This window comes from Microbacterium testaceum (assembly GCF_001476285.1).
GTDB lineage: Bacteria > Actinomycetota > Actinomycetes > Actinomycetales > Microbacteriaceae > Microbacterium > Microbacterium testaceum_B.
Genome location: NZ_LDRU01000020.1, coordinates 69,430 through 82,144, shown reverse-complemented (window position 1 = coordinate 82,144; position 12,715 = coordinate 69,430). Strand labels below are relative to the sequence as shown.

General features: G+C 68.1%; 11 protein-coding genes and 1 pseudogene. 6 read left to right on the top strand and 6 right to left on the bottom strand.

Annotated features, from left to right (window positions below; genetic code table 11):
• Nucleotides 1-10 precede the first annotated feature (10 nt).
• Nucleotides 11-1,105, bottom strand: a complete 1,095-nt coding sequence (locus tag NS283_RS04320; protein WP_153003278.1) for a hypothetical protein — start codon at nucleotides 1,103-1,105, stop codon at nucleotides 11-13.
• A 122-nt stretch (nucleotides 1,106-1,227) separates the two neighbouring features.
• Here NS283_RS04320 and NS283_RS04315 point away from each other — a divergent pair, with 122 nt between their 5' ends.
• Complete coding sequence (locus NS283_RS04315) at nucleotides 1,228-1,938, top strand: DUF4191 domain-containing protein (protein WP_058595649.1); 711 nt, start codon at nucleotides 1,228-1,230, stop codon at nucleotides 1,936-1,938.
• A gap of 40 nt (nucleotides 1,939-1,978) precedes the next feature.
• Here NS283_RS04315 and NS283_RS04310 read toward each other — a convergent pair whose 3' ends face one another.
• Complete coding sequence (locus tag NS283_RS04310) at nucleotides 1,979-2,437, bottom strand: RDD family protein (RefSeq protein ID WP_058595648.1); 459 nt, start codon at nucleotides 2,435-2,437, stop codon at nucleotides 1,979-1,981.
• Nucleotides 2,438-2,538: 101 nt separating this feature from the next.
• Here NS283_RS04310 and glnA (NS283_RS04305) point away from each other — a divergent pair, with 101 nt between their 5' ends.
• Together glnA (NS283_RS04305) and NS283_RS04300 are read left to right on the top strand one after the other, a co-directional pair.
• Nucleotides 2,539-3,963, top strand: a complete 1,425-nt coding sequence (gene glnA / locus NS283_RS04305) for a type I glutamate--ammonia ligase (protein ID WP_058595647.1) — start codon at nucleotides 2,539-2,541, stop codon at nucleotides 3,961-3,963.
• Between the two features lie 107 nt (nucleotides 3,964-4,070).
• The gene (locus NS283_RS04300; protein WP_058595646.1) at nucleotides 4,071-4,715 is read left to right on the top strand and encodes a hypothetical protein; all 645 of its coding nucleotides are present in this window, start codon (nucleotides 4,071-4,073) and stop codon (nucleotides 4,713-4,715) included.
• A 6-nt stretch (nucleotides 4,716-4,721) separates the two neighbouring features.
• Here the strand turns inward: NS283_RS04300 and NS283_RS04295 are convergent, their stop codons facing one another.
• Nucleotides 4,722-5,036, bottom strand: a complete 315-nt coding sequence (locus NS283_RS04295) for a DUF2277 domain-containing protein (protein WP_058595645.1) — start codon at nucleotides 5,034-5,036, stop codon at nucleotides 4,722-4,724.
• Between the two features lie 133 nt (nucleotides 5,037-5,169).
• Here NS283_RS04295 and NS283_RS19200 point away from each other — a divergent pair, with 133 nt between their 5' ends.
• Nucleotides 5,170-5,664, top strand: a complete 495-nt coding sequence (locus NS283_RS19200; protein WP_241492187.1) for a hypothetical protein — start codon at nucleotides 5,170-5,172, stop codon at nucleotides 5,662-5,664.
• A 12-nt stretch (nucleotides 5,665-5,676) separates the two neighbouring features.
• On the opposite strand, the pseudogene NS283_RS19195 reads toward NS283_RS19200, so the two are convergent.
• Nucleotides 5,677-5,925: pseudogene (locus NS283_RS19195) on the bottom strand (GNAT family N-acetyltransferase); the annotation flags it as partial.
• A 60-nt stretch (nucleotides 5,926-5,985) separates the two neighbouring features.
• Here NS283_RS19195 and NS283_RS04285 point away from each other — a divergent pair.
• Entirely contained in the window at nucleotides 5,986-6,543 is a 558-nt protein-coding gene (locus NS283_RS04285; RefSeq protein ID WP_058595643.1) for a DUF7010 family protein, read from the top strand.
• 80 nt (nucleotides 6,544-6,623) lie between these two features.
• Nucleotides 6,624-8,315 (top strand): long-chain-fatty-acid--CoA ligase, encoded by a 1,692-nt coding sequence (locus tag NS283_RS04280; RefSeq protein ID WP_058595723.1) that lies wholly within the window; start codon nucleotides 6,624-6,626, stop codon nucleotides 8,313-8,315.
• 43 nt (nucleotides 8,316-8,358) lie between these two features.
• Here the strand turns inward: NS283_RS04280 and NS283_RS04275 are convergent, their stop codons facing one another.
• Both NS283_RS04275 and glnA (NS283_RS04270) read right to left on the bottom strand, forming a co-directional pair.
• Nucleotides 8,359-11,349 carry a bifunctional [glutamine synthetase] adenylyltransferase/[glutamine synthetase]-adenylyl-L-tyrosine phosphorylase gene (locus NS283_RS04275; RefSeq protein WP_058595642.1) on the bottom strand — a complete coding sequence of 997 codons (2,991 nt, stop codon included), beginning with the start codon at nucleotides 11,347-11,349 and terminating at the stop codon, nucleotides 8,359-8,361.
• A gap of 20 nt (nucleotides 11,350-11,369) precedes the next feature.
• Nucleotides 11,370-12,710, bottom strand: coding sequence for a type I glutamate--ammonia ligase (gene glnA / locus NS283_RS04270; RefSeq protein ID WP_058595722.1), 1,341 nt, complete (start codon nucleotides 12,708-12,710; stop codon nucleotides 11,370-11,372).
• Nucleotides 12,711-12,715: the final 5 nt, after the last annotated feature.

The following is a 12,715-nucleotide window of genomic DNA, read 5'->3' as shown; positions in this document are numbered from 1 at the left end:
TGCAACCGGCTCATGATGGCTGGTCCGTGCCCGATCTGACGGCGCGGACCAGCCATCGGTCTTTGTCGCGCACGAGCGTCACATATTGGCGTCGGCCCCCGTCGTCCAATCGGACGACGGCGAGTCCCCCGAAGTCATCGACCAGGGCGATGTCCGCGACGGCCGGATCCATCGGTGTCTCGTCGTCGCCGGCTGCTCGACCCTCTCTCAGGCGCTGCTCGCACCCCGCCTCTCCGGCGCATGCCGCGTACGACTCGAGCAGTGCGCGCGCGGCGGCGACGATCTCGCCGTCCGCCGAGCTCTCCGACGGCGCCGGTGTGCGGGTCTGTACGTCGAGGAGGTGGGTCGAACCGCCGAGCTCGAGGACCGTCGGATGACCGGTCGGAGTCGGCGTCGCCGGAGACGTGGCATCCGGAATCTCCTCGTTCGCCCACCCGGTGGCGGACGGACCGGGATTGCCGGCGGGAATCGACGCCGGTGCGGAGGACGGAAGAAGCAACCCGAGCACGAGCGCGGTGGCGACCGCCACGGTGCCGAACGTGATCCAGCGGAGGTGGCGGACACGGCGCAGCTTCTCACGCACGTCGCGCACGGCTTCGGCGACCATGGTCGCCACGTCCGCATCGACGACGGCGAGGAGGCCGGATGGCGAGGGCGCGGAAGCCTCCCGGGGTCCGGTCTCGACTGCGGCGATCGGCGCAAGGGGGCCCAGGACCAGAGGAACAGGAGCGGCCCACGCGAAGAGTCGTCGTTCCCCCTCCTCCCAGGCGCGGGGAGGGTGGGTCAGCACGGTCTCCCGTGCACGCTCGACGAGGGGACGTCCGTCGCGATCGGTCATGTCCGCAAGGCGCGCGAGAACGCGAGCCGTCTCGGCCAGGATGTCGTCGCCCTCGCCCTCGCCCTCGTCGACCAGCGTCGGACAGCCCCGGGCCGTCAGCGCCCAGAACCCTCGATGGGAGCGGTCTTCCGCGTGATGGCATCCGCGCAGAACACCCACCGCGAGGGTCACGACCTCGCCGGGCGACAGCGGAAGACCGCTCCGTGAGCGGCGGTGGAGATAGTCGTCGAGGCGTTCGACGACGGGCGGGGCGGCAGACGCGGTCATCCGTCGATCGTGCGCGTTTCCGTGACCGAGCGCGGCGCTCACGAGGGCGATCGTGGACAGAGCGGAGCATTGACCGACTGGGGAGGAGAGGCGGCGTCACGCGCGAAGATAGAATCGTTCCTATGGCCGCTCGTACCACCACCCCCGAGAAGCGTCCGGGATTCTTCTCGCAGCTTCGCACGCTCTACACCTTCACGCAGAAGGAGTACCGCTGGCTCCCGTTCGCGCTGGCCGGCATCGTGCTGGTGGGTGCCGCGCTCGGCGTGCTGATCGGGTTCCTCATCCCGCCGGTCGCCGTCTGGAGCGTGATCCTGTGGGGCTTCACGGGTCTGCTGGCCGGCATCCTGGGCGGGATGATCACGATGACGCGCCTGTCGACCCACGCGATGTACAAGAAGATCGACGGGATGCCGGGGGCCACCGGCCACGTCCTGTCGTCGTCGCTCGGTCGCAACTGGCAGGCGTCGGAAACGCCCATCGGCGTGAACCCCCGCACGCAGGAAGCGGTCTACCGTGCAATCGGCCGCGGCGGCGTCGTCCTCATCGGCGAGGGCTCGCGCACGCGTCTTTCCCGCCTGATGGGTGAGGAGCGAGCCCGCGTGCAGCGCGTGGCCACCGGCGTTCCCATCACGGTCTTCTATGTCGGTCACGGCGAGGACGAGGTCGCCATCAAGGACCTCGCCTCGAGAATCAAGTCGCTGCCGAAGAAGGTCGACCGCGCCACGATGGCCGCCGTCATCAAGCGCGTCTCCTCGGTCTCGCAGGGCCTGGCTTCGCTGCCGATCCCGAAGGGCGTCGACCCGAACAAGATGCGGGCACCGCGCCCCCGTTGACCCACGAGAAAGGCCCCGCCGACGCGGGGCCTTTCTGCTGTCAGCTGCGGACGAGAACCGTTCCGACGGCCTTGTCGTGCAGACCTCGCTGGTCGGAGTCCCACACGACCGCGGGGATCACCAGCGCCAGAAGGATCGTGCGGACGATCGGGCGCCACACGCCCACCCATCCCCCGGATGCCAATTCGAGACGCATCCCCATGAGTCGGTGCCCCGGGCTTCCGCCGATCAACGGGATGAACAGAATCTGCACGGCGAAGAAGATGAGGTTCGTCGCGATCGGGTTCGCGAACGGCACGCCCGTCACGGGATCGGGACTCGAGAAGAAGGCGAAGCCGATGAGACCGGCGCTCGCGACGTCGATCAGGAGGGCGGCGATCCGCCGTCCGGGCCGGGCGATGGAGCCGCGACCCTCGCGGGGAAGGCCGAGCCGCTGGCCCGGATATTCGTTGTCGGTCGCAGCGGTCACGACCCCAGCGTAATCGGGTCCGCGTAACATCTCTGAAACATGCGAGATATGACCGAGACACCGGTTCTGGGTATGGTCGAGGAGGCGAGCCGCGGCCCGCCCATCCCGAATGTTCTACCTCTGGAGTCTTCATGTTCAAAGATTCGTCCGAGGTGCTGAAGTTCATCCAGGACGAGGACGTCAAGTTCCTCGACATCCGTTTCACGGACCTTCCTGGTGTGCAGCAGCACTTCAACATCCCCGCCTCGACCGTCGACGAGGAGTTCTTCACCGTCGGACAGCTGTTCGATGGCTCGTCGATCCGCGGGTTCGCGAACATCCACGAGTCGGACATGCAGCTCATCCCCGACGTGACGACGGCGTACCTCGACCCGTTCCGCGAGGCGAAGACGCTCGTCATGGTCTTCGACATCTACAACCCGCGCAACGGCGAGATCTACTCGAAGGACCCGCGTCAGGTCGCCAAGAAGGCTGAGAAGTACCTCGCCTCCACCGGCATCGCCGACACCGCCTTCTTCGCTCCCGAGGCCGAGTTCTACATCTTCGACGACGTCCGCTACGAAGTGAAGCAGAACGCGAGCTTCTACTCGGTCGACTCCGAGGAAGGCGCCTGGAACACGGGCCGCGTCGAAGAGGGCGGAAACCTCGCCAACAAGACGCCCTACAAGGGTGGCTACTTCCCGGTCTCTCCTGTCGACAAGCAGGCTGACCTGCGCGACGACATCAGCCTCAAGCTGATCGACGCGGGCCTCATCCTCGAGCGCGCCCACCACGAGGTCGGCACCGGCGGCCAGGCCGAGATCAACTACCGCTTCGACACCATGGTGCACGCGGCCGACGACATCCTGAAGTTCAAGTACATCGTCAAGAACACCGCTGAAGAGTGGGGCAAGGTCGCCACCTTCATGCCGAAGCCGCTCTTCGGCGACAACGGTTCGGGCATGCACACCCACCAGTCGCTGTGGAACGACGGCAAGCCGCTGTTCTACGACGAGACCGGCTACGGCGGCCTCTCCGACATCGCCCGCTGGTACATCGGCGGCATCCTGGCTCACGCCCCCGCCGTGCTCGCCTTCACCAACCCGACCCTCAACAGCTACCACCGCCTGGTGAAGGGCTTCGAGGCGCCGGTCAACCTGGTGTACTCGGCCGGTAACCGCTCGGCGGCGATCCGTATCCCGATCACGGGCACGAACCCGAAGGCCAAGCGCATCGAGTTCCGCGCCCCCGACGCCTCGGGCAACCCGTACCTCGCGTTCGCCGCTCAGCTGATGGCCGGCATCGACGGCATCAAGAACCGCATCGAGCCGCACGAGCCCGTCGACAAGGACCTCTACGAGCTCCCGGCCGAAGAGGCGAAGAACATCCCGCAGGTTCCGAACTCGCTGCTCGACTCGCTCGAGGCCCTCCGCGCCGACCACGAGTTCCTGCTCGCCGGTGGCGTCTTCACCGAGGAGCTCATCGAGACCTGGATCGAGTACAAGATCGAGAACGAGATCCAGCCGATCGCTCAGCGTCCGCACCCGTTCGAGTACGAGCTGTACTTCGGGGTCTGACCGCCTGATCGCTGCAAGACGCCCGTCCCCGCCGTTTCGTGGGGGCGGGCGTCTTCGTTCGTCTGGCGGGCCTCACGGCGGCCCGCGGTTTTGGCAGGATGGGATCGATGATCGAGCGAGCAAGACCGTTCGTGCTCGCGGTGAGCGCGCTGACGGTGGTGACTCTGCTGTCCGGGTGCGTCGGCCCTACGGCCTCACCGCCGGACTCACCGGCCAGTGAGGAGAGCTTCGCCCAGGCGAAGGCGGCGAATCTCGAGTTCAAGGCAGCCGTCGCTGAGGTGCAGGGGCAGATCTACGCCGGAGAGTGGCGCGTCGAAGAATACGGCGATATCCCCCACGTCTGCGATGACGGGTATCAGTTCTCCCTCCAACGCAAGCTCCCCACGGAGTTCTCGTTCCACGACCGGGGGCCGGCCACGATGGAACAGCTCCGGTCCTGGCTGACGGAGAACGGCTGGCAGGTCGAGCCCGCTCGGTCGTACGGTCCGAGCGTCACGGACATTTCGATCGAGGCGCGCAACCTCGGCGAGGGAGTGGCGCTCCTGGGCGTCGACCTGAGCCCTGGCTTCGCCGCCGAGCTCAGCGCTGACGTCCTCGAGCTTCGCGCGACGTCGACGTGTCATTCTGGCGACTCCGCGGCGCTCCTCGACCAATTGCGTGGGCCGCTCACCGCGGGCCCGGACGATGACGGCATCCCGGATCTGGAGAGTCCCGACGCCACTCCCCTGTTCGAGCGGTTCGCCGAGGGCTGAGATCCGTCAGGAGGCCGACCGCGCGGCTCGCTTCTGCTCCTGGAAGACACGTATCGCCTCGTACCGCTCGGCCGAGCGCGCTTGCCGCTTCGCCGCTTCCTCTTCACGGACCTTCGGTGGAGCACTCGTCACCAGGTCGTCGAGAAGGAGACGAACGGATGCCGCGATCTCGGCCACCGCGCGATCGAACACCTCCTGATTGGCCCGCGAGGGTTTGGTCGTTCCGACGATCTTGCGCACGAACTGCAGCGCGGCGTCGTGGCACTCGGCATCCGTCGCGGGCGGGGTGAAGTTGTGGAGGGGGACGATGTTCCGGCACATGGCGTCAGAGTAGGTCGATCGCGTCGTCAACGCGAGGGTGCGACGCTCACGGCGCCGGTATTTCGACGATCCTGAACCACCGTCCGCTCGGACGAAGGCGAGACAGGGCGGGTAGGAAGTGCGGGTCGCTGACGTGTCCGTCGAAGTCGACGTTCGTCAAACCACGGTGGGCAAGGATCGCCATGGCGCGACGGATGCTGCCCTCGACGAGATGCTCTCCCTCGGCCTGATGGCGCGTCGTCGTCTCGGCAACGATGAGGGGCGGATCCGTATCCCGATAGACGAGAGCGAGCGCCGATACACGCCCCTGGTCATCGACGACGGCGGCGGAGGCATCCACGTCCAGAACGTCCCACAAGCCCTCGTTGAGTGCGGTCTCGAAGCCGGGGCGGACGGGACTCCAGGTCTCATGCGTCCATTGATACATGGCCGCGTGCGCGGCTTCGATCCGGGACCTGTCGATCCCCGCCACAGCCTGAACCTGAGCATGCGACCGCAGGGAGGTGCGCGTCGACAGATCGACCCGTGCGGGCGGAACGATCTGAGTGGTGACCGCTCCGCGCGCGTCCGCGAACAGCATCTTCTCTTCATCGACGTAGCCGCGTGCGGCGAAAGGGATATCGCGTGACCGAAGGGTCGCCAGATGACGGAGGATCGCCGTCCCGATCCCCTGCCGTCGCATCTCGGGATGTACGACTATGTCGACCCAGAAACGCGCGTCGTGGACGCGGGACAGCCAGATCGCTCCGGCCGCGACGATCTCGCCCCCGTCGATCGCCACAGCCGACCTGGTCTCGCCGTCACGCCAGAAATCCGCTGCGAGGTTACGGTCGTGCCACCACGGTGGGGACGAGCGGAGGTCATCCTCGGTCAGCGATTGGAAGTGCATGGGTCCATCGAAGCACTGCTCCGTGTGAGCGGCGAAGCGCGGCCTGTCAGGATGAGCCATATGGAAGTCGAAATCGCCCAGGCGGATGTGCGTCGGGTATATCGGGGCGGGTTCTCGGGGCCGCTCGTCTCGGCCGTGATCTGGGCGGCGGCGTCGGTCGCCTCGATATGGGGGCCGATCTGGCTGTCGATGTCTGTCCTGTTCCTCGGCGGCATGATGATCTTCCCCCTTTCGGCTGTCGTCTTGAAGATCATGGGTGGGCCGGCGTTCCTTCCGAGGGGGCACCCGTCAGCCGCCCTGGCCATGCAGTGCGCCTTCACCGTCCCGCTCGGACTGCTCGTGGCGATCGCCCTCGGCAGCGTGGCGCCGACGCTCTTCCTCCCCGCGTCGCTGATCATCGTCGGCGCTCACTACCTCACGTTCATCTCGCTCTACGGCATGCGGCTTTACGGCGTTCTTGCCGGAGGTCTCGTCGCTGTGGGCGCGACGGCGATGTTCGCGGCTCCCCCGCTTCGAGACGTCAGCGGGTGGATCGGTGCGGTAATTCTGCTCGCCTTCGCGGTTCTGCTGTATCTCGCAGCGCGAGCGGAGCGGCAGCGCAACACATCGCACGCGTAGGGGTTTCCGCCCCAGGCTCCCGGCATCCCCACAGGTGCCGCGCCGCCGCGATGTCGGAGGGGGACGGAAGGATGGATGCCATGCCCCTCCCCTACGCTTCGCGTCCCTGGTTGAGCTCCTACGCAGAAGGAGTTCCGCACGAGATCGACGAGCCGACGCAGACGCTGCCCGAGATGATGGCCGCGAGCGTGTCGCGGTACGGCAAGAGTCCCGCGCTCGAGTTCTTCGGCGCGACGACGACGTATCGCGAGCTGGGCAGACTCGTCGACCGGGCCGCCGAGGGTCTTCGTCGGGTCGGTGTGCGTGCCGGTGATCGCGTCGCCCTCGTGCTTCCCAACTGTCCGCAGCACGTGGTCGCGTTCTACGCGGCACTCCGGCTGGGTGCGATCGTCATCGAGCACAACCCGATCTACACCCCTCGCGAGCTGCGACACCAGTTCGAGGATCACGGCGCGCGGTTCGCGATCGTGTGGGACAAGGTCGCCGACACCGTTGCCGAGTTCCCCTCCGACCTGGCTCTCGAGCATGTCATCAGCGTCGACATCACGAGGGCCATGCCGCGCGCGAAGCGCTTTGCGCTCCGGCTTCCGGTCCGCAAAGCCCGGGAGGCACGCGCGCAGCTGACCGCCGCGCCGACGTCGAAGCGCGCGCGACCCTGGGAGACCTTGCTTACCCACGGCACGCTGTCGCGCAAGCACACCGGACCGCGACTCGACGACATCGCGCTCCTCCAGTACACGAGCGGCACGACGGGCAGTCCCAAGGGGGCGGTGCTGACGCACGCGAACCTCCGCGCCAACGCGATGCAGGGCCGCGCTTGGGTGCCGGGTCTCCATGACGGGGAAGAGACGTTCTACGGCGTCCTTCCCCTGTTCCACGCGTACGGGCTCACCCTGTGCCTGACCTTCGCGATGAGCATCGGCGCGAAGCTCGTGCTGTTCCCGAAGTACGATCTCGAGCTCGTTGCATCCGCGGTCCGGAAGAGCCCGCCGACCTTCCTCCCCGCCGTTCCGCCCATCTACGACCAGCTCGCCCGAGCGGCGGCCCGGGGCACGATCGATCTGTCGACCGTGCGTTTCGCGATCTCGGGGGCGATGAGCCTGCCGGTCGCGACGGTCGATCGCTGGGAGGCCGCGACGGGCGGTCTGCTCGTCGAGGGCTACGGCATGACCGAGTCCTCGCCCGTCGCGCTCGGCAACCCGATCGGTCCGTCGCGCCGGCCGGGTACGGTCGGCGTGCCGTTCCCCAGCACCGAGATCCGCGTGGTCGATCCCGCCGATCCCGAGACCGATGTCCCGCTCGGCGAGACGGGAGAACTCCTCCTCCGCGGTCCGCAGGTGTTCCAGGGATACTGGAACCGCCCGACGGACACCGCCGAGACGCTGCTCGACGGAGGGTGGTTGCGGACCGGTGACATCGCCTCGGTCTCACCCGACGGTTTCGTCACGATCGTCGACCGGTTGAAAGAGATCATCATCACGGGCGGGTTCAACGTCTCGCCCAGCGAGGTCGAGGACGCGCTCGTCGCGCATCCCGACATCGAGGCTGCCGCCGTGGTCGCGCTGCCCAAGCCGCGGGGCGGCGAAGACGTCGCTGCCGCGATCGTCGTCCGCGACGGGGTCGACCTCGAGCCCGACGCGGTCCGCGACTTCTGCAAGACCCGCCTGGCTGCCTACAAGGTTCCGCGGCGCGTGATCGTCGTCGACGACCTCCCGCGCTCGCTCGTCGGCAAGGTTCTACGTCGAGAGGTGCGCGAGCATCTGATGTCGTGACCGGCGCGCGAGCCCCGCCCGCGGGCTCGGCACCGAGCGGGCATCACCCGTAGAAAAGCTTCTCGAACACGCGTCGGGCACGGCGGGTCGCGGCGAGGTAGTCCTCCTCGACGCGGGTCGCCGAGCGCGGCGGATACTCGAGGATGCGTCCGATGCCGTCGAGACGGGCGCGGTCGGCGGGCAGCACGTCGCTCGTCTGGCCCGAGAGCAGGGTGTTGGCCGAACGCAAGCGGCTCGCCAGGTGCCAGGACGCCGCGAGTTTCTCGGCCGCGTCGACCGGCACGAGACCGGCATCGACGGCCGCGCGGAGCGCTCCGAGGGTCGACGTCGTCCGAAGACCCGGCACGGCGCGGGCGTGCTGCAACTGGAGGATCTGGACGAGCCACTCGACATCGCTGAGCGACCCCGGACCGAGCTTGAGGTGACGTGCGGGGTCCGCGCCCTGCGGGAGCCGCTCGTTCTCGACGCGTGCTTTGATGCGGCGGATCTCGCGCAAACCGTTCGGGTCGGCCTTCTCGGGGTAGCGCACCTCGTCGGCGAGAGCCATGAAGTCGTTGATGAGCTTCACGCTCCCGGCGACGCCGCGGGCGCGAAGGAGGGCCTGCGCCTCCCACGACAACGACCAGCGACGGTAGTACTCGGCGTACGCGTCGAGGGAGCGGGCCAGGGGGCCGCTGCGCCCCTCGGGGCGCAGCTCGGCGTCGAGATCGAGCGGGAGACGATGGTCCTCGGAGTGCTCGCGCAGACCCGCGACGATCTTCAGCGCCAGGTTGTTCGCGCGCTGCGGGTCGAGGCCGTTCGCCCGGTAGACGTACATCACGTCGGCATCCGAGCCGAACCCGAGCTCGCGACCGCCGAAGCGTCCCATCGCGATGACCGAGAAGTCGAGTTCATCGTCCTCGGGCGGGACGACGGCGCGGCGGACGGCGCGCAGCGTCGCCTGGATGGTCGTCTCGGTGATGGTGGTCAGAGCGTCGGAGAGCTCCTCCAGCGACACCACCTCGAGCACGGCCGCCATCGCGACACGGAGCATCTCGCGACGACGAAGCGCGCGCACCGACCGCATGGCGTCGTCGATGTTCTGCCATCGTGTCTGGATGGCACGCGCCTCGTCTTCGAGGGCCTTGCCCGAGCGCGGACGGAGCAGGGCATCGTCGTCGAGCCATGCCACCGCTTCGGGGATCCACTCCATCAGCTCGCCGATGTATCGCGAACCCGACAGGACACGCGTCAGGCTCTCCGCCGCACCGGCGGAGTCGCGCAGCACACGGAGGAACCAGGGCGTGTTGCCCAGCCGCTCGCTGATGCGCCGGAAGACCAGGAGCCCGTAGTCGGGGTCGACGCCATCGGCGAACCAGCGGATCATCACCGGCATGAGGTGCCGCTGGATCGTGGCCTTGCGGCTCAACCCGGAGGTCAGCGCCGCGATGTGCCGCAGGGCGCCGGCGGGATCGCGGAATCCGATCGCGGCGAGGCGATCGCGCGCCTGCTCGGTCGAGAGGGTTCGCTCCCCCTCCGGCAGTGCCGCCACGGCGGAGAGCAGCGGACGGTAGAACAGGCGCACGTGGATGTCGCGCACCTCGCGTTTGATGGCCTCCCACGCGGCCTGAACACCCTCGGCGGAATCCGCCAGTCGCGTCGCCCGCGCGAGGACGCGGAGATCGTCGGGCTTCTCGGGGAGGAGCGCCGTCCTGCGCAGGCCCCGTAACTGCAGGCGATGCTCGAGCAGACGCAGCAGGCGGTAGTCGCGCGCGAATGCCTCAGCCTCGGAACGCCCGATGTACCCCTCGGCGACGAGAGCGTCCAACGCTTCGAGCGTGCCGCGCTGACGGATCCGCTGGTCGGTGAGCCCGTGCACGAGCTGGAGCAACTGCACCGTGAACTCGACATCACGGATGCCGCCGGGCCCGAGCTTCAGCTGACGGTTGATCTCGCTCGCCGGAATGTGGTCGGTCACGCGCTCGCGCATGCGCTGCACGCCCTCGACGAAGTTCTCACGCGCGGCGCTATGCCATACGAGAGGCTGCATCGCCGAGACGTAGTCGGCGCCGAGCTGCGCGTCGCCCGCGATCGCGCGCGCCTTCAAGAGCGCCTGGAACTCCCAGCTCTTCGCCCACCGGTCGTAGTACTGCCGGTGCGAGCCGAGGCTGCGAACGAGCGCTCCCTGCTTCCCTTCGGGGCGGAGGTTCGGATCGACCTCCCACAGCGGCGGCTCGATCTCGGGCCCCGAGATGCCGCGCATCGTCTGCACGGCCAGACGCGTCCCGATGTCGATCGCCCGCGCCTCGGACACGACCTCTTCGTCGGCCGACCCGCCGACGAAGATCACATCGACGTCGCTGACGTAGTTGAGCTCTCGCGCTCCGGTCTTGCCCATCGCGATGATCGCGAACTGCGTCGCCTCGACCTGGGCGCGCGGAAACGCCGCCGGTCCGGTCCCGGCCACACGCGCACGAGCGACGCTCAGCGAAGCCTCGAGCGCCGCTCCGGCCAGGTCGGCGAGGGATGCCGAGACCATGTCGATCGCGGCGGCCGGGTCGTCCTGCCCGAGGTCGTAAGCGGCGATCCGGGCCAGGATGCGCCGATAGCGCACTCGCAACGCCACCCACGCGGCATCCGAAGAATCCGCCGCGAAGCCGTTGTCGTCGCCGACGGATGCCAGGAGGTCGGCACGCATCTCCTGCTCGTCGGGGATGGTCAGACCGGCGCCGGCGAGGTGCACGAGTTCCTCCGGATGACGGAGGTAGAACTCCGCGAACCCGTCCGAGGCGCCGACGATGTCCCAGAAGGCCCGCCACGCTCCGGCGTCTGTGGCGCAGGTGCGCACGGCGTCCGCGTTCCGTCGAGCGATCTGCACGATCGCCGACAGGGCGCGATCGGGGTCCGCGACGCGCTGCGCCAGGGCCGTGGCATCCGTCCGCTCGACGCCGACAATCTCGTCGAGCTCGCCCAGGAGCGCATCGGCCTCGGCGAGTCGCGAGAAGCCGATGCGCGCCAGGGCTGTGAGCGCCGTCGATCGATCGCCCGACATCATCGGTGTCCTGTCGGGCGGTGTCAGAGTGCCTCGAGGTTGCTCGCGAGCTCGAACGGCGTCACCTGGGCGCGGTACTGCTGCCATTCGCGACGCTTGTTGAGCAGCACATACTTGAAGACCGTCTCGCCCAGCGTCTCGGCGACGAGCTCCGACTCCTCGAGGTACTCGAGGGCGTGGTCGAGGCTCGCGGGGAGCGGCGCGTATCCGAGCGCGCGACGCTCGGCGTCGCTCAGCGACCACACGTTGTCTTCGGCCTCGGCGGGGAGCTCGTACTCCTCTTCGATGCCCTTGAGTCCGGCCGCGAGCATGAGCGCGTAAGACAGGTACGGGTTCGCGGCGGAGTCGAGCGCGCGGTACTCCACCCGCGTCGACTGACCCTTGTTCGGCTTGTACAGCGGCACGCGTACCAGCGCCGAGCGGTTGTTGTGGCCCCAGCAGATGAAGCTGGGCGCCTCGTCGCCGCCCCACAGGCGCTTGTACGAGTTGACGAACTGGTTGGTGACGGCCGAGATCTCGTTCGCGTGGCGCAGCAGACCCGCGATGAAGTGACGGCCGACCTTCGACAGCTGGTACTGCGCGCCCTCCTCGTAGAACGCGTTCATGTCGCCCTCGAAGAGCGACAGGTGCGTGTGCATGCCGCTTCCGGGCTGGCCGCTGATGGGCTTCGGCATGAAGGTGGCGTACACGCCCTGCTCGATCGCGACCTCCTTCACGACCGTGCGGAAGGTCATGATGTTGTCGGCGGTCGTGAGCGCGTCTGCGTAGCGCAGGTCGATCTCGTTCTGGCCGGGGCCGCCCTCGTGGTGGCTGAACTCGACGGAGATGCCGAGGTCTTCGAGCATGCGCACCGAGCGACGGCGGAAGTCGTGAGCCGTGCCGCCGGGGACGTTGTCGAAGTAGCCGGCCGAGTCGACGGGCTCGGGGCGTCCGTCGGCGCCCAGCTGGGACGACTTGAGGAGGTAGAACTCGATCTCGGGGTGCGTGTAGAACGTGAACCCGGCGTCGGCGGCCTTGGCGAGCGTGCGCTTGAGCACGTGGCGCGGGTCGGCCACGGCGGGCTGGCCGTCGGGCGTCGTGATGTCGCAGAACATGCGCGCCGTGGGGTCGATCTCGCCGCGCCACGGCAGGATCTGGAAGGTCGTCGGGTCGGGGTGGGCGAGCAGGTCCGACTCGTACGAACGCGTGAGACCCTCGATGGCCGAGCCGTCGAATCCGAGGCCCTCCGTAAAGGCTCCCTCGACCTCGGCCGGCGCGATCGCCACCGACTTGAGCGTGCCCACGACGTCGGTGAACCACAGGCGTACGAACTTGACGCCGCGTTCTTCGATCGTGCGCAGAACGAAATCGCGCTGCTTGTCCATCGTCA